Source organism: uncultured Traorella sp., from assembly GCF_944327115.1.
Taxonomy (GTDB): domain Bacteria; phylum Bacillota_I; class Bacilli_A; order Erysipelotrichales; family Erysipelotrichaceae; genus Traorella.
This window is the reverse complement of record NZ_CALVGS010000029.1, coordinates 1-18,695: the sequence shown is the minus strand read 5'-3', so window position 1 is coordinate 18,695 and position 18,695 is coordinate 1. Positions and strand designations below refer to the sequence as shown.

Below are 18,695 nucleotides of genomic sequence, written 5' to 3'. Positions count from 1 at the left end.
CAAAAATACTCTTTTCTCCATATCTTTCAGCATATAAAACTACAAGAAAATATGTTTGAAAAGAAATATTTAATTATTAATTATCAAGAAAAAGAAAGTTAAAACTGAATAAGGATTAAAAATCTTATTGTACAATCATTATGAATCATACTATGGGCTATACAAATTGGAATTTTGTTGTCAACCTTATTCTATATTTTTTAAAATATCAATTAATTCTTTATAATCATCAATCGTAATCATGTCCTTTGGAATTTCACTGTATTGATTTTTTTTGCTCTTAAAAATAATTGGGATCATTCCTGCTGATTTACTGCCAGATCCATCAACTGTTGGTTTATCACCAACATACCAAATATCTTCTGCAGCTAATCCACTTTTAGATATTCCAATTTCAAATATCAACTTTTGTGGTTTTCTAATTCCGTAATCACTGGATGCAATAATGAATTCAAATGCATTATTAGGTAACAGTTCATTCAGCTTTTCTTCTAATAAATAACCACTAAAATCAAGATTACTGATTACTGCACTTCTTATTCCAAGACATTTTAAAGAATCCAATAGTTCTAAAACACCTTCAACAGCAACAATGTTTGCAGAATGATTCCAAATGATTTTTTCAGCTTGAGAGAAGGAAATTGATAATTTTATATTCAAATAATCAAAAACTGTTTTTAATATGACTTGATTGTTGATTTCAAAATATGCTTTTCTGCATTTAGAATATTCTTCAAAAATTTTATTAGTAAATCTATTAATATCTTGTGCATCATAATTATTAAGATTTGAAGTAATATAGGGCATTAATTTTTCGATTGCATCTATTGTAGAAAGATACAACATTTTTTTGTCATCGATTTTAGGCAAATAATTTATCAAAGTTTTTCCAGCATCAAATATAATCATTTTTGGTCTTTTCATAGTCTATCTCCATATAGTCAAATTTTCAGAATAGATTATTCTGACATTTTACGCACATATTTTATCATGTTTTATCTGCAAAATCTTTAGCTAGCTATCTTAAATTAAAATAAAATAGAAGTAATAATTTATATTTTTTAGTAAGTAATGGTAGTATATTTATAAAATTAAGCCTTAGTTCATTCTATCTATTAGGTCCAAACCTTCACAAAAAAATGACACTATTGTGCCATTTTAATCTTCTATCACAAATGCATTACGGAGCATTTCTTCTACTCCTGGTGCTTCAGGATCATGTGATGTTTTACCTTTATCAAGAGCTCTCATTGCATTCATTTCATCATTTGTAAGTTTAAAATCAAAAATATCAATATTTCCTTTAATTCTTTCAGGATGTGTTGATTTAGGCAATACGATCAATCCATCTTGGGTTTCAAATCTTAATAAAATTTGACCAGCATTCTTATGATACTTTTTCGCAAGTTCAACCACTAGTTCATTACCTAATAATTCTTCATTTCCATGACCTAATGGATAATAACATTCTAATTTTACATTATCTTCATCTAAAATACGACGAAGTTCTCTTTGCTGACAAAAAGGATTGCATTCTACTTGGTTTACTGCTGGTTTTGTCGCAAATTGAGGAACAAATTGATTCCAAATCTTTGGTGTCATGTTGCTGACACCAATGGAGCGAATCTTTCCTTCTGCTTTAGCTTCTTCCATTGCTTTCCATGCACCGCAAACATCACCATAAGGCTGATGAATTAAATAAAGATCGATATACCCTAGATCTAATTTTCTTAATGAACGGGCAATTCCTACTTTAGCTTGTTCGTAACCATGATCTTGTAGCCATAATTTACTTGTAATATAAATTTCTTCTCTGGGAATGCCACTATCTCTAACAGCTCTGCCAACATCTTCTTCATTGAAATAAGCTGCCGCCGTATCGATATGGCGATAGCCTGCATTTAAAGCTTCTAACACTGCTGTATAAGTTGCCCCGTCTCCCGGAATCATGAAGACACCAAAACCGACGGATGGAATTTGATTGCCATCATTTAATATGATTTTATCCATAATACTCCTCCTATCAATCATGAATTTTTACTGAGTGAATCATTTTCACAAAATTTGGATCATAATGATCAACAATATCACTTTTTCCTAAATCTAACTTTTCAATTTCTTTCATATCAGCTTCATCTAATTTAAAATCCCATATATTTATATTTTGTTTGATTCTTTCATAATGAACTGATTTCGGAATAACAACAACACCACGATCAATATTCCAACGAAGTGCGACCTGTGCTGCTGTTTTATCATATTTTTTACCAATCTCGCTTAAAACGGGATGTGAGAAAATCCCATGTTTACCTTCCGCAAAAGGTCCCCATGCTTCACAAATGACTCCATATTCTTTTGCAGTTTCTAAGGCCAAAGGCTGTTGGAAGAAAGGATGTAATTCAATTTGATTCACTGCCGGTAAAATATCTACTGTTTCACAAATATCCGCTAAAACATGAGGATAACAATTACATACACCAATTGCTTTTAATTTTCCGGATCTATAATTTTCTTCCATTACCTTATAAGCACCCATATAATCTCCCATTGGCTGATGGAATAAATATAAATCAATATAGTCCAATCCTAATAAAGCTAAAGAACGATCAATAGCTTTTTGCGCATTGTTGTAATCCTGAACCCATAATTTTGTTGTAATGAATAAATCTTCTCGAGTAACAATTCCTTCATCGATCGCTTTATGGACAGCCTTGCCAACCGCTTCTTCATTCATATAAGCCGCTGCTGTATCAATCAATCTATATCCTAATGATATCGCATCATAAACTGCTTGTTCACATTCTTTAGGATCAGCTACCTGATAAACCCCAAAACCTTCCATAGGCATCTTATTTCCATTGTTTAAAATTATATAATCCATATATTATTTCTCCTTCTTATACTTTTCCAATATTGGTTCCAAACAATATAAACAATAATCATCAATGCTTTCAATCAAAGACCTCTGTTCACCTTTATTCATGCACCATGTTACAACAGCACCATAATAGCTGTCTATAATACAATTGGACAATTGGTCAACGGGTGTCTTTTCAATGAGCTCTTTTCGCTCTACAGCCTGATTTAGAAGACTAATAACCGTTTCTCTATCAAACTGATATTTACGAATACCTGATTTTTCTTCCTCTAAAGGAGCAGATACACTCTTGATCCATTGCTGAGCTACTTGCAATGTTCCTTTTTCAATAATAGCTACTGATTTTTTTAAGAACTCGCTCAATCGAGAATAAACATCTTGTGAAGAATGAACAATGGCATTTTTAACCACACTATACTCCAATAAAGCAATTTCTGATACAACATCTTCTTTTCGTTTAAAATGGGTGTAAAAGCTTCCTTTTGCCACCCCTGCTCGAGTCGTGATTTCTTCGATATTCATCTCTTCCACACTTTTTTCTTCCATGAGCTCTTTAACTGCCTGCACAATTTTGTGTTTTGTTTCTAAAGCTGCTTCCTGTCTTTTTCCCATATGTCCTCCTTCGCCCATATCATATCATTTTCAATGAATATAGTCAATGAATAAAGTCAATAAAATTTAAGACAAGATAAAAAAAATTTTTTTACTGCTATTAAAATGATTATGAAAAGTTGGACAGAAACAAAAATCACAAGATTGCTGAAAAGAAAAAGGAACTACCTAAAAGTAATTCCTATTCATAAACCTAATAACCAATCAATAACATTAATGACCTTAATTCCGTCATAATTTCCTAATGTAAAGCGATCCAAGGTTAAGATAATTTTTTCATAATTATCTTGAATTTGTTTTAGTGGTTTGATTTCTCGATTAAAGGTACTTTCTTCTACCATAGAAGCAGTTACTTGAAAATATGTATATACACCATCTCTTTTCACAATAAAATCAACTTCTGCATTTCCGCTCCTGCCAACATTTATGATATATTTTCTTCTAAGCAATTCTAAATATACGATGTTTTCAATGGTGAATCCTAAATCATAAGTTTGTTTTGGCAATATAAAATTCCGGATACCCATATCGACAATATAGTACTTTTTATTCGATTTCAAAAGTTCCTTACCTGCAATATCCATGGCTTCAATTGGATAATAAAGATATGCTTCACATAACGCATCTACATAACCACTTACAGTATTAGGTGATATTTTACGCTCATTTGATTTAAAGTAGTTCGCAATACTACGAATAGATATCGGACTGCCGATAACGCTTGATAGATATTTAGAGATTGACTTTAGCAATGCGACATCTGTTACACTTTTAGGGTTGACTTCGTAATTTTTTCTATTGATTCTTTCTTCAATATCTTTAACCAAAACAGTATTATAAATACCTTCCATATACATATTTATTTGTTCTTCTCGTAATTGATATTGATGTATATATGGAAAACCACCGATTTTCATATAATTTTGAAAAGCCGTTTCTTTGTCTTCATTTATCGTTGAATAATATTCTTTAAAAGATAAAGGTAAGACAGATATTTCAATATATCTCCCACTTAAAGAAGTAGCTAACTGTCCTGAAAAAATATAAGAATTAGATCCGGTAATATAAATATCAATGTTTTCTTTTACGTGCAGACTATCGACTACTTTCTCATAAAAAGGAACATTTTGAATTTCATCAAGAAAAATATACATCCTTTTATTTTCAACGAATCGCTCTTTGATATATTGATACAATTTTTTGTAATCTAGTAATTCCTCATATTCCATTTCTTCGAAGTTAATAGAAATTATTTGGTTTTGATCTATTCCATTTTGCATTAAATATTGTTGGAACAACTTCAAAATTGTACTTTTACCACTACGACGGATTCCGGTAAGTACCTTAATGATATTTTGATCTTTCCATAATAATAACTGATCTAAATAATCTTTTCTTTCAACCATATATACCCCTCATTCTGTGTTCTGATTTTAGCACATATCAATTAAATAATCAATAAGTGTTCAATTTATAGAACAATATTTTGATATATTTAAAATTCGTTCAAGTTATTGATCATGATAATTGCAGAAACATATACATTAAGTAAATTGATAAATCATAGAAGTCTTTTTTAAATATTTGATGATTTCTTTAACATCAAAATATAATTAAATACGAAGTTCTTACCAAAAAACTATTTAAATATTTACATATATTATACAACATGACAATATTGTTTTTACGACAATAAACTATTATAAAATTGTAAATTAACTTGATTAGGGGAGGGGAAGACTTGATGAAACCAAAGAAAGTAAGAAGAATCTATAATGTTGCTGTTTTAGTGGGATTGGGAATCGTTCTTGCATCTTATATTCCCTCAGTATTGGAAATAGTAATTGGATCTTATGATCCCTTTTTAAATTCAATTCATACGACAATGATTCATATAGCAGCCATTCTGGCCATCGGTGTCCTTGTGTTTGGATTTATTTTTTTGCGATGTCCACACTGTAAAAGACTATTAAATTTTAAATGGTCATCGCAAGGTATTTGTCATAAATGTGGGGCACGACTTGATGATGATTAGATGATTATAATTTGAAATCAGAGGAAAAAAACTATAGAATATTATTTCCGCAAGTCAATCTAAAATATTATTTAAATAAAGATATATTCACTTTTATATAAAAAGAGGGCATCTCAAACCCTCTTTCTTGATAATATTTATTATCTTGGCACGTATCCAAATGGGATGTCTAATGCATCTTTATATCCCGGTTCAGCCTTCACAACTGAAGCAATCAGGTTGACATTAGGGGCTGCACTTGTTAAGAATGGTTCCTCGTGATCAAAGAGGCCATCGATCTTGACAGTTACATTCGGTCTTCCTTTAATTTCAATTCGCTGTTCAATTGGATAATCATCAAGGATCGTATCAATTGCTTTATGAAGGAAATGGAAGCCTGTTACTTCTTTACCATCTTTCTTACAGCTCATTAATAACATGTGGGCTCCGATCGTTCCCGGTTTAATGACACCAAATTGCGAATTTGTTTCTTTATCAGCTAATATCGTTTCACTTGTGCAAACAAATTCATCATATTCTAATCCTAAGCGTTCAGCAATTTCGATGACTGTAGGAGCATAGTATGTAAATACGATGTTGGTAATGGCACTGATGTCTACACCTTCAGGATCTTTTCCAAAGCCAAACACAAAAGCCCAAGGTGCTTTGTTATTCTCATCGTTTTCTCCACCATAGACAACGACTGATTCGATTTCTCTATTTAATGTTCCTAATACAGTCGGTAAATAAGGGGTATATAATCCCGGATAGATTCCCTGCTGTGTAAAGGTAACACCATTTTCCTTAGCTGTTTTATCAATTCTTTCATAATATTCCGGTGCATTGATCTTAGAGAAGAAAATTGGCAAAGTCGTTAAAACATTTTTCTTATGACTTAATGCAAGACAGATATCATCTACATTGCCTGTTACTCCCGTTCGGGAAATATTTCCTTTGTCCCATTTTGTTGGACAATAGTACATCACAACATCAGCATCCAGTGATAATACTTCTTCTACATTATTACTTACGATGACCCCTGTTTCCTTGAGGCCTGCCAGCGTTCCGGCATCCTGTCCAACTTTTTTAGGGTCTACATCAATGACGCCAGCCAACTCTAACTGTTCTCTTTGATCAATGATCTTAAGGGCTGATTTTCCGACCATTCCAAACCCCCAGATAATTACTTTATATGTTTCCATTTTGAGTACCTCCTATATATTTATAGCACTTTTTATTATTTTTTCAACTAATTGATATGTATTTAATATATAAAGGAATTGACATGATTTTTTCTAATCAGATAAATCAAAAACTTTCAAATTTTATATGAATGATTCGTAAAAACTTTATGAGCAGATTGACATGTAATTTCTTTTCAGATAGAATCAAATCATAGAGATATCAGAGCTTTTTAGGAGGATATTATGAAATTGAAAAAAAGAATCTTGAATCTATTTTTGGCGATAATGCTCGTGTTTAATTTTACTGCACTGAGTGTTTTTGCCGCTGATCCATCTTCTACGGATATTGTCAATATTCCGGATACTAAATTAAAGGAATTGTTAAACATCAAAATTGATAATAAACGGCCGGTTGATTCAGATATTACGGTAGAAGAAATGGAAAAAGTTGAAAGCCTGTACATTTATTCTGGCAGCCAGGTTGAGAGTTTAGAGGGTCTTCATTACGCTGTCAACCTTAAAAAGTTAGACGTAAACGGAAGTGTGACTCATTTAGATGAATTGACAAATTTAAAAAATCTGGAATCACTTACTATTGATGATAATGATAATTTAACCGACCTATCAATATTAGGAGAAAAGCCTCTTCTTAAAGAGCTTGATATTCATTATTCCGCAAATCTCACTTCTTTAGATGGATTATCTGCGAAAAACTTTCCAGTTTTGACAGAATTGAATGCATCCAGATGCTATGCATTAAATGATATTTCTGCGTTAAGTAACTTCGAATTAAAAAATCTTGCAGTTTTAGATCTCGAAAGTTCAGATAAGATTGGAGATATTTCTCCATTAAAAGGATATACTTCGTTAGTGGATTTGGATCTTGAAAAGATAGAAATTACAGATGAAAATCGTTCTGATTATAAGGATACGATTTCTTCACTTGTGAATCTGACAGAATTGCATTTGCCTTATTGTGAGATTACAGATGAGGATACGGAGATGTTTTCTACATTGACAAAGCTTGAAACGCTTGTCTTAAATATGAATAATCTTACGAAGACAGATTTTTGTGATCAGCTTCCATTAAATATTAAAACATTCGGTTTGCTAGGGAATGAAATTAAAAATATGGATAATCTGGCAAGACTGACAAATCTGGAAGTTTTAGGATTAGGTGATAATCAGGTAACAGATTTTTCTTTCATTCAAAATCTAACTGTTTTGACTAATGGCAGTATAAGACATGCGGAAGGAACTGAAAGTTTTCCATTTATAGAAGATTATTATTGTGGAACTTCTAAAAATCCTATTGAAATCAAAGATAATAAAATCGTAATTGATAATCCTTATAAAGATATTAACGGAAATCCAATATCTTTTGAAAATGCACAGATTTTTGAAGATGAAACAGCAGTTGCAAGTTATGATCCAACGACAAATCAAATTACGATTAGTAACATTAGTGATGCTTTGATCGTTGTTAAAGCAAAATATGACCTTCCATTGCCAAGTGGTGATGTGAAAGTTGGACAGGTAACATTGCGTGTGTATGTCAAAATGAATGAAGAGTATACCATTCAGTATGACTGGCAGCAAGAAGCACCAGAGGGTGTATCTTTGCCAACAGATTCAACGGCATATAATAGCCTTGATGAAGCCAAAGCAGCTATTGATACGACTTTTACTGATACTACAGTTATTGAGGGTAATAAAGATGGTAAAGAAGGAATCTGGACATTCTCTGGATGGCAGATCAGTGTTGTAGATCATGTGGTATATGCTCGTGGTCAGTGGACTTTTGAAGAACATCAGCATGAATGGGGAACGCCGGTGTATGAGTGGTCAGAAGATGGTAAGACAGTTACGGCAACACGCATTTGTTTAGATGATGAAAATCATATAGAAACTGAAACAGTTGAAGCAGTCAGTGAAATTACGACACCAGCAACTTGTACAGCAAAAGGAAAGACGACCTATACAGCTATATTTACAAATGACTGGGCAGAAAAACAGACAAGAGTTTTAGAAAATGTTGACATCTTACCTCATCCATATGGAACAGCATGGATGTCTGATGATATAAATCATTGGCATGAGTGCACAGAATGTAAAACGAAGACAGATGTGACAGCACATACATATGTATGGGTCATTGATAAAGAAGCAACAGAAACAGAAGCTGGCTATAAGCATCAGGAATGCAGCGTATGTGGACATCAAAAAAATGCGGTGGAAATACCAAAAGTGAATGTACCTCAGACACCGCAGACCAATGATACTGCCAATATCAGTTTTTATTTCTTATCAGGAATTATGGCTCTCATGGCAGGATTTATTCTTAGCGAAAGAAGAAAGAAAAGTTATTTAAAATAATCGAGTAAGAAGCATGGTGTTGAAAGCCATGCTTTTTATAAGAGTTTATCAATAATGTTCTTTTCTTGAATATTTTGATTGAAATTGTTATATTTATAATATTTAAAGGAGGCAAAGAGATGGGCATTTATCGTCTGGCAATTTGTGAAGATGATGACAGTATTCGTAAAGAGCTTTGCTCGCTTTGTCATGAAATCTTAATAGATAAAGAGATTGAACATGAAATTCAGGATTTTTCTTCAGCAATTGATCTTGAAAAGAAATTAATAGCAGAAAGTCATCCTTTTGATTTACTGCTGTTAGATATTCAGATGGAAGGCATGACCGGCATGGAATTAGCCCGTACATTAAGAAAACGTGGAGATCGTGTCAGTGTGATCTTTGTAAGCGGATGTGAAGATTATCTTGTTGAAGGCTATGAAGTACAGCCGGTTCATTTTTTATTAAAACCAATACGCAGAGATGCTTTGGAAAATGCATTGCGAGTAGATTGGGAGCTCAATCATAAACCTAAATCAATTTTACTGCGTGTGGGAAGCAAAAATGTTTCGATACTTTTGAATCAGATTTGTTATATAGAAAGTTATAATCATGATATTATCGTGCATCTGGAGAAAAATGAGGAAAAAACATTTTCGTTTTCGTTGAGCCGTTTAGAAAATCAGCTGCCATCCGATCAGTTTTGCCGCTGTCATAACAGCTATTTAGTGAATCTTACTTATGTAGAAGAAATCACCCGATCATCACTTACGCTTCGTGGAGGAAGTAAGATTCCGATTGGACGAACCTACTATAAGACGCTTCAGCAAGCTTTTATTCAATATATGAATAAATAAGAAAACAATGATCGAAATGTGATCATTGTTTTTTAATGCTTTGGCAGCTGCAGGGCTGTTTGTATTGTAAAGACACCATTATTGGTATAAGAGATATCAAGCATACTGTGATATTTCTCTGCGATGGCAGACATCTGTGTCAGTCCAAAGCCATGGAAATGCGTATCGCTTTTTGTCGTCTGTGGGAGTCCGTTCTCACCTTCATTGATCTGATGATCAAAGCTGTTTTCACATTTAATGGCTAGAAAACCGTTTTTGTATTCTGCTTTGAAATAAATGAAACGCTTTTGTGATTCACCAAGATGATTTGTTGCTTCTAAGGCATTATCCAGCATGTTCATTAAAAGTGTACAGAGATCATTATCTGAAATTGGCAGCTCTTTTGGAAGATGGGCATGAGCATCAAAGAGAGTCTTTTGTTCCATGGCCCGTGCTGCCGCATCTTGTAAGATGATATTAACAGTGATATTGTCAGAGAAAACAGTTTGTATCTGATTTGAGGTTTGTTGTTTCAATGATTCAAGCAATGTATCTAATCCTTCATAATCCTTTTGATGAATTAAAGCTTCCAGTACGGTCAATTGATGGCGCATTTCGTGACGTATGGATGCCGTTTGTCGAATTTTTGATTCCATGTTGTGATAATCATTCATGATCAGTTGGTTTTTCAACGTGAGCATTTGGGTATGGGCATGCTGTTGGGCAATGGATTGCATGAGCCAATAAGCAGAAATCATGGCACAGATAATAGCCAGCCATAATGTTAGCCAGTACAGAAGACCATCATAGTAACCATATGTAAGCAGGCCTTTAATAGCACCATTCAAATAATCAGCAAGATAACCTCCAGTCATGGCAGAGAAGAAATAGGCGACAATCAGGACAATGCTGCTGCATATCGCAGCTTTTCCTAAAAAGGTCCAGAAATTACGGCGATGATTCATGGCGATATAGATCATTAATGCACAGGGTGACAGCCATGAAAACTCAGCTCGTCCAAAAAAGCTGACAGCTTCTTGCGGAAGAAAGTAATAACCACAGCTTTGTATCAGACGATAGGCACATAAGCCTACTAAAGCAATGGAAAGAGGCAGCAGGCTCCATTCGATCTGTTTGCGTAAAACACTTAGTATAAATAATCCGAATACCAATAATAAAGCCATGGCAGAAAAGCCGGCAGGAATACCGTAAAGGTTAGCATAGGACATCGATTGGGTGTCGTTATAGCCTTCAGGGATGAATCGCAGCATCGGCGGAAACATCACATTTGTATTATCTAAGATCTTACAGGTCATGACGAGCTCACCGCTGACTTCATCATTGAGGGGAATCTGTGCGGAAGACATGGAATATATCGAAGAGGGAAGTATTGCCGAAGATTGATAGATTTCTTTTCCATTGAGGGATAAAGTTAACTGCAAACCATTTGTTTCAAATAAAAGGGAGCCGTTTCCTAAATTTTCAGGAAGCGAAGCGGTAAAACGATATGTTCCTTTCTGTTCAGAATTTGTCGAATATTCGTCAATGATAAAAGGTTTTTCTTCACCATTTTCCAAGATTTGCATGGAAGTTTGCCAGTCAATATAAATGATTTCTTGCTTTGTTACGGTGAATAGGTGCAGAAACCAGAAAACAGCAATACATAGTAATAGAAACATCAGGCCATATATCCATTTTAATACTTTTTCCATCCTATTCTCCTCCATACAATATCTTACTTTTTTATTTATTTTACTTGAGTGTCATCTGTTTTACAAGCATAAAGAAAATCTTTCGTAAACGGTTACGATTAAAGCGTAAACAACTACACAATATTTGCGAAAAAAGTATTACAATAAAATCAGAGATATGTTGCTTTTTTATGAAAATTAAATAAATATAAGGAGGGATATCATGTCTGAAAAACAAGGCATCGTTCTGACGAAGAAAAAAGCGATTGCTCTTGCTGCGATAGCTTTATTATTGGTCATTGGCGGTGTAATGCTGGGAATGCAGCTTGTCAATCAAAATGAACCGTCGATAAGTGCAGTTACGCCTGACCTGGATGAAAATGCACTAGATTGGGAAGGGGAAATTCCAATCGAACAAGGTGACAAAGAGCAGGGAGGAATTGCGATTCCGGGTTATAAGGTCATTGGATTAAAAGCAGATCAGCGGGAGCAACAGGTGAATTTCTATAATCCACAAGTCAATGACTGTTATTTTGTAATCAGTTTATTGTTGGAAGATGGTACGGAGCTTTGGAAGTCAAAACTGATTGCCCCGGGTAAGGGATTATATGAAATTGAATTAAATCAGACACTTCCTGCTGGTACTTATGAAAATAGTATCTTGAAATATGAATGCTTTGCAATGGATGATAACTTAAGTGAGTTAAATGGCGGTGAAGTTCAACTGACATTGGAGGTAGTATGACGATGAAAAAGAGATTTCGAAAAATTTCATTGCTTTTGGTGTTTACATTATGGGTGACCTGTTTACCGACAGCAACCATGGATGTAGAAGCTGCACAAACAATCACCGTAAATGAGGATCAAACGATTGAGAACCAGACGATCACGGGTGATGAAGGAAGTGCGGCAGTGATTGTGAAATCCGGAAAGACACTGACTTTGAAAAATGTGACGATCAATGCGGCACAGGGACAATCGGCGATTTATATAGAAGGCAGCGGGACGCTTGTCATTGAAGGGATTGTTAACGTAAATGGTGGTGATGGCTATGTAAGCTTTTCCTCTAACGTATATACATCTTATAGCGGTGGTGCAGGTATTGAAGTACCGAGTGGCTCTGCGGTGACGATTAAGGGCAGTGGTACGCTGAATGTGACCGGTGGTAATGCTTCAGATGGTACACCGGGTACTATGCCGTCAGAACCCGGATCCAAAGATTATGGCTCTATTGGAAAAGGTGGCGGAGGTGCCGGCGCTGGTATCGGTAGTCGTGGTGCATCTACATCCGGTTCCACACCGCAGGCAGGTACGATCACGATCAATGATGATAATCTTCGCATCGTAGCAAAAGGTGGCGAAGGCGGTATTGGTGGAAGTGGATCCGATGGCGGCCGTTATTCACAGTTATTTTATGATGAAAAGAATATTTCGGTCCCGATATTATGGTACTCTACGGATGTTTATGCAACACGCCAAGGCGGCTATGGCGGAAATGGCGGCGGGGGCGGAGGTTATCCTGCCGCAGGTATCGGTTCCGGCGGTGCTGCTGGTGGAGATGGTGGTGCCGGTGGTATTCCTGCCCAAGATTATGGAGAAGGGATGGCTATCTTTAACGGCTTTGCCTATATAGTTGACGAAGATGTTCTTATCGCTGCCGGTGGCGGAGGAGGCGGAGGCGGCCAAGGTTATGTCAGTGGAGGCGGCGGAGGTGCCGGTGAAACCCATGTTGCGGAAATCTCTGTACGTGCCGGCGGCGGTTCGGTAAGTGAAGTTTACCATCCAAATCGAGAACCTTTAGTTACCTATGGAACTGGTGGAGCCAGTGGTAATGCCGCTACTGATCCGTCAGATGAGCCAGCTTTTAATGGTGTAACCGGAACAAATGCCAAAGGGGGAACCGCCGGTATTGGCAGTACCTCACCCGGCAATGGAGGAGTGGCAGGTATCGGTCAGGATTCCGAACGAAAAGCATCTTCCGGAAACAATGGCAAGGTGGCCGGAAACAAAGGTAACGGCGGTACGGTCATCTTATCGGGTGGTATCGTTACTGCTAAAGGCGGCGAAGGTGCACAGGATATCGGCTCCGGTGGTGGTAACGGTGCAAACAGCGGGACCTTACGTATAACCGGCGGTCAGTTGTATGTAGAAAAAACGAATAACATCGTTCAGCCGGTCAATGCCAAAGGAAAGAAGCTTTACGGCGCTATCATTTATCCAAGCATTACAACAGGTTTGAGTAACAGTATGACTACGGACGTTACCATCAACGGTTCCACACAGACCATGCGTTTTGGTGATGCATCCAACGGACACATGTGTGTATGGCTGGAAGAATCCAATGATCCTTATAATATCACTGTATCCTATCCTACTACGACGGAATTTATAGTGACGGTAAAAAATGGTACGGTCGATGTCAAAAACCCGACAGTAGTTGTCAATCAGATCAATATTTATAATACGACTCTTGTCATTTGGGGAAATCAATGGTTTACGATTGGAACGAGTGTAACCCAAGCTTATAATAGGGATGTTTTTGCGAGTGAAGGTATTGATATTTTCGCTTATACCGGAACGACCGGGCCATCGAGGGGAAATATTACCGAAAATACAACCTTTGAATTATACTGCTATGACCCGAGTGCAAATCAATATCCCCCTGTTTATGAGTATTATACTTATGAGGGAGGCGTTCTTCTTGCCTCCGATGGCCGGGATTACAATTTTATTATAGATCAATCTACTTATATAAGAGATATGTATCTCGGACATGCCAATGACTTTTCAGGGGGCACGGTAACGATCGAAACACTGGGAAGTGCGACCATTAAAGCAATGAGCATGATGAATAATAATGGAATGACCATTGAATTTACAGGAAATGAAAACAGTTCCCTGACGATCGGTGATTATGCCGGAACAAGCTGGGAATGGGATGAACCTTCCCCGATAACAAATGCAAGTGGTTCAAAATTATTTGGTACAATAACCACAAGATATCCGGTTGCGGGTGCTGTCTACAACAATGAATACTCTCTCAGTAAGCAAGAAGGTACAAACAGTGATGCTGATATTATGATGAATAGCGAAGGAAAGGTTACCATCAATAGAATCGTTTCGGGATTCAAAAGAGGAAGCGGAGCATTTAGTGGTACGCCTCAGATTGAAGTAAATAAGGGTCGTCTTGCGATCAGCAGCATGACTTTCGATCAGACCTATTATGATTCTGGTAAATCAGCAGGTGAATCAGGTGATTTGATAGCAAAAGGTGGTACCTTCATAAAAAGCGGAGATGCTTATACAAAAGCTCCAACAACTTTGCAGAATATTACTTCCGGCACAGTGAAGGTTAGTGCAGGTGCTTCCGTCCTGTCTGCTGATGTACAGCTCGATGAACAACTCACTAGCAGCAGCACTGCACGAGTCATATCCATCAGCGGATTACCAGCAAACCAGCATTTGACAAAGATTGCTAAATCGAGCGATCCTAATGTAGGATTGGGTGATTTTAGTAATGCGGATATATGGACGGATGGCAATGGTACTTATACAACGGTAGTGACTCCTTCAGATGCAGGAAAGAAATTATATTTTGAGGATGCCAATGGAAATCCATATTATTACTATGTAGATAAAGATTTGGATGGTTCAATGTCATTCAAGCAAAATAGCTTCCCTCAAATTTCAGAAACTTTCCCAAGCAATGCAACAGCCAACAGCCATATAGATATTTATGAAAAATTCTGGGTATATGATGATAATATTTATATATTTAATTACGTAGGTAATGCGTCAAGGAATGAAATTAATGCTACCTCTACTCCAATTCCTTCGATTACGTTGCATGATCAGATAAGTATTTTGATTAATACAGGAGATTCTGCAGATGCATCAGGCGCTAAGTTTATCGAAGGAAGCGATAAGACTATCGATGGGGATGGAAGCCTTACTTTACAGGGTTATGGCATTTCGACAGAAAACATTCATATTAAAACCAATTCTGTCATGATACGTAATGGTGTCTATACGTTAGAAACATTGGACTGTAACAATATCGTTATTGGTTATGCATCGGTTAAAATGGCGGATGGACAGCCAATTATTGGTGCCGTTAATGAAAAAGGTATTGAAGTATATCAGGCAACCGTAAATAGTGCAGATGCTAAATATCTGAAAGTTAATGGAAATGCAGAAAGTGTCATGGCTTATGGTGGCAGAATTAAGCATCCGGATGATAATAATTATTATATATATATTCAAAAAGATACATCATATTTAGGGCCACAAATAAGTGACCTAACTGCCGCCGGTATTCAGGTATACCTGGTAACTTTCCATGAAGACAATCAGATAATGGATACCAAGACTGCGGTAAATGCTGGTTATAATGTATATCTTGATTTAAATGAAGGAAATTTAGAGATACTAAATATTACTGTGAATTCTAGAGATCAAAAAATGTATTATTTTTATGGAGATAGCTTTTATGTCAAACAAGATTATCAGGATCTATCAAAAAATGGTTTTGAAATAAAAAACAACGTTACGACTGGTAATCGTATCATCGTCAATACAGATGTACCAGTAAACATATTTTTAAATAATACCACTATCACTTCGGATCTCAGTTGTATCGATCTTGGTGAAAATGCGAATGTTACACTGGTGTTGCGTGGAACGAATAAGCTTACTTCGAAAAATGAAGCGGCCATTCATGTACCGGAAAGTGCATCGCTGAAAATTGAAACATATGTGGACAGCGAAGAAGGACCGGAAGATAGTACATTGAATGCGACTGGCGGGCAATATGCGGCAGCAATCGGCGGTAATCAAAATGAAGTCAGTGGAAACATTGAACTGCAAAGCGGTACGTTCAATTTGATGGGCAACGACAATGTGGCTGTTGGTAGTGGCACTGGTGCCCAAACGCAGGAAAATAGCATCAAAATAGAAACAGCAACCGTTCAGGCAAATAACAGCAGTGGTGGCAGTGGTTTTGGTACAAATCCGATCAATGAAAACAATGAAACATTGAGTCGTGTGATATTGCCAACAAGTTCTACAGAAGCTACAATCGGTGGTACAGAAGTGAGTATCATAAATGATAATTATGAAGAAATGAGTTATGTGTATATCCCAGAAAAAGAATCTACGATCATTACGGTGGATGAAAAAGAGTATCTGGTACAGCCGTTAAATCTAAAAAATGTAGAAAATGGACAAGTACAAATCTATCAAAATGTCGGTGATAAGACAGTGCAGGTACAAAATGGCGATTTGATTTTAGAAGGAAGTGTGCTGACAGTCAATGTATTACCAAATGACGGTTATGGAATGGAAGGTGGATTAAGTCAGGGTACATATGTGGTGAAGAAGTATGATGATGGACTGTATTTAGTATCGACTAAAACATTCTCTGACCAGTTGGTGATCAATGATGCTTGGACACCGCAGAATTCAACAGCAGCATCCATACAGACAGCCGGTGCGGTGCGAATGATGAGAGAATCATTAGCGTCTAACACACTTGCAGCTCGATCAACGAGCAGCTTACAATCACTGAGTTTAACACTGGAAAATGATGAAAATGTCTTGCAGGTTGCCAGTGATTTGGAAAAAGGCAAAGCATCAGCTACATTGACAGCTTCCGGCAGTGGTGTGACAGCAGAACTGATCGTGGGCAATACTACGTTAGCAAGTTGGAAATTGACGGATACAGTAAACACGTACACTCATCAATGGAATGGAAATGACGGAGATACTGTATCGATTCGCTTTAAGGGTACTGGAAATGTTGTGGTATCAGGTGTGATGGCCGCCAATGAACTGCCAATCACTCAATTGTATTCAACGTTTGTTGAAACATATACGGTTACATGGGGTGAATTAAATAATGTCGGTGAAGATGGTCATCTATTGTTTAGCGTAGAACTTCAGGATAAGGATGGAAATACAGTTATTGATCGCAATCCGGCGAGTGAAGGTATCCAGGTAGCTAAAGGTTCAACCGTGGTGCTCGTCTTCCTTGGCAATCAGTCAGATAGCATCTTGGATGGTTTTGATATAACGTGGGAAGATGGCACTAAGGAAACGCTGAATCAGAATTGCTCAGAGATCAAGCTAACACAGGATGTTACGATAGATGTCCGTTCACATCTGGCGCCTGAATATATTGTTGAGATTCCAAAAGAAGTAACAATTGTTGAAAGTGAGGATGAAAAAACAGAAATTGAGATTACTGCATCCAATATCAAGAATATGCTGGAAGGTGATTCACTGAATGTATTGATTAGCGGACTGGATGAAGAAGGCAATGCCGTATTGACAAGACAATATGCGACAGATACGCTTTTGGTTCCTGTACAGGATGCACAGGGCAATGCCATTGGTAATAATGGTGTGGTTGCTACCTTTGAAGATAATGCATTGGAACCGACAGCAGGCGGTAAGATCGTGTTTGGTGAATTGAAAGGTGATAAGAAAGCAGGTACATATACGGGTAAACTGACCTTTACGTTCTCGTATAAGAGTATCCTGGAGGAGGGAGCAGAATGAAAAAGTTGATGATGGCAGGTATCGTTTGTGCCCTATTTACATCGATATCCTTTCCAATATTAGCGAATGATAATGAAGATAATCCTAATCTGAATGAAACGGTATTGAATTATTATCAGAAAGCAAATTATGTTGTATATATTCCTCAGAAAGCGGCCATTACTTTTGATACTGAAGTCAATTCAATCGGTGAGCTTAAATATTTAGAAGGTAATTTAGAACCGGATGCCTATGTTACGGTTTCACTGGAAAAGCAATCGCCATTGAAGGATGAAGGAGTAGATGCGATTCCTTATACAGTTTACAGTGGCGAAGAGGTTTTTGAAAGTGTTATCTATGATGGACAGACAGCAATCGGAACGAGTACACCGCTGGCTGTTCATATCACAAAAAAGGCATGGGAAGCGGCCGCAAGCGGTGATTATACTGCAACTCTGACCTTTCTGATCAGCTATACGAATCCGCATGAAGGAGAAGATAATGAATAGGTTCATAAGAAAAGGACTGGCCATCTTTCTGAGTGGTTGTGTATTTGCCCTCATGGTTTCACCGATATCAGCAAAAGAA

Annotated in this window: 13 protein-coding genes; 6 read left to right on the top strand and 7 right to left on the bottom strand. The window is 36.5% G+C overall.

Features of this window, described 5'->3' with window-relative positions:
• Nucleotides 1-186: 186 nt before the first annotated feature.
• From Q0K35_RS02245 to Q0K35_RS02225, 5 genes are all read right to left on the bottom strand, one after another.
• A complete protein-coding gene (locus Q0K35_RS02245) occupies nt 187-924 on the bottom strand; it encodes an HAD family hydrolase (RefSeq protein ID WP_294561052.1) in 738 nt (245 codons plus the stop codon).
• Nucleotides 925-1,158: 234 nt separating this feature from the next.
• Nucleotides 1,159-2,010, bottom strand: a complete 852-nt coding sequence (locus Q0K35_RS02240; RefSeq protein WP_294561051.1) for an aldo/keto reductase — start codon at nt 2,008-2,010, stop codon at nt 1,159-1,161.
• Nucleotides 2,011-2,023: 13 nt separating this feature from the next.
• Complete coding sequence (locus Q0K35_RS02235; RefSeq protein ID WP_294561050.1) at nt 2,024-2,881, bottom strand: aldo/keto reductase; 858 nt, start codon at nt 2,879-2,881, stop codon at nt 2,024-2,026.
• Nucleotides 2,882-2,884: 3 nt separating this feature from the next.
• Nucleotides 2,885-3,490 (bottom strand): TetR/AcrR family transcriptional regulator, encoded by a 606-nt coding sequence (locus Q0K35_RS02230; RefSeq protein ID WP_294561049.1) that lies wholly within the window; start codon nt 3,488-3,490, stop codon nt 2,885-2,887.
• Nucleotides 3,491-3,675: 185 nt separating this feature from the next.
• On the bottom strand, nt 3,676-4,896 hold the full coding sequence (locus Q0K35_RS02225) for an ATP-binding protein (RefSeq protein ID WP_294561048.1): 1,221 nt from the start codon (nt 4,894-4,896) through the stop codon (nt 3,676-3,678).
• A gap of 338 nt (nt 4,897-5,234) precedes the next feature.
• Between Q0K35_RS02225 and Q0K35_RS02220 the strand changes: the two genes are divergently transcribed.
• Nucleotides 5,235-5,525 (top strand): hypothetical protein, encoded by a 291-nt coding sequence (locus tag Q0K35_RS02220; protein ID WP_294561047.1) that lies wholly within the window; start codon nt 5,235-5,237, stop codon nt 5,523-5,525.
• A 140-nt stretch (nt 5,526-5,665) separates the two neighbouring features.
• Here Q0K35_RS02220 and Q0K35_RS02215 read toward each other — a convergent pair whose 3' ends face one another.
• Nucleotides 5,666-6,706 carry a hypothetical protein gene (locus tag Q0K35_RS02215; RefSeq protein ID WP_294561046.1) on the bottom strand — a complete coding sequence of 347 codons (1,041 nt, stop codon included), beginning with the start codon at nt 6,704-6,706 and terminating at the stop codon, nt 5,666-5,668.
• A 225-nt stretch (nt 6,707-6,931) separates the two neighbouring features.
• Here Q0K35_RS02215 and Q0K35_RS02210 point away from each other — a divergent pair, with 225 nt between their 5' ends.
• Both Q0K35_RS02210 and Q0K35_RS02205 read left to right on the top strand, forming a co-directional pair.
• The gene (locus tag Q0K35_RS02210) at nt 6,932-9,064 is read left to right on the top strand and encodes an SHIRT domain-containing protein (protein WP_294561045.1); all 2,133 of its coding nucleotides are present in this window, start codon (nt 6,932-6,934) and stop codon (nt 9,062-9,064) included.
• Nucleotides 9,065-9,183: 119 nt separating this feature from the next.
• Nucleotides 9,184-9,900 (top strand): LytTR family DNA-binding domain-containing protein, encoded by a 717-nt coding sequence (locus Q0K35_RS02205; RefSeq protein ID WP_294561044.1) that lies wholly within the window; start codon nt 9,184-9,186, stop codon nt 9,898-9,900.
• Nucleotides 9,901-9,932: 32 nt separating this feature from the next.
• On the opposite strand, the gene Q0K35_RS02200 is transcribed toward Q0K35_RS02205, so the two are convergent.
• Complete coding sequence (locus Q0K35_RS02200; protein ID WP_294561043.1) at nt 9,933-11,591, bottom strand: sensor histidine kinase; 1,659 nt, start codon at nt 11,589-11,591, stop codon at nt 9,933-9,935.
• 202 nt (nt 11,592-11,793) lie between these two features.
• Between Q0K35_RS02200 and Q0K35_RS02195 the strand changes: the two genes are divergently transcribed.
• From Q0K35_RS02195 to Q0K35_RS02185, 3 genes are read left to right on the top strand one after another with little or no spacing between them, the layout of a single operon-like run.
• Complete coding sequence (locus Q0K35_RS02195) at nt 11,794-12,315, top strand: tRNA (uracil-5-)-methyltransferase (RefSeq protein WP_294561042.1); 522 nt, start codon at nt 11,794-11,796, stop codon at nt 12,313-12,315.
• 2 nt (nt 12,316-12,317) lie between these two features.
• A complete protein-coding gene (locus tag Q0K35_RS02190; RefSeq protein ID WP_294561041.1) occupies nt 12,318-18,128 on the top strand; it encodes a hypothetical protein in 5,811 nt (1,936 codons plus the stop codon).
• The gene (locus Q0K35_RS02185; RefSeq protein ID WP_294561040.1) at nt 18,125-18,616 is read left to right on the top strand and encodes a hypothetical protein; all 492 of its coding nucleotides are present in this window, start codon (nt 18,125-18,127) and stop codon (nt 18,614-18,616) included. Before Q0K35_RS02190 ends, Q0K35_RS02185 begins: the two co-directional genes overlap by 4 nt.
• The last annotated feature ends 79 nt before the right edge of the window (nt 18,617-18,695 follow it).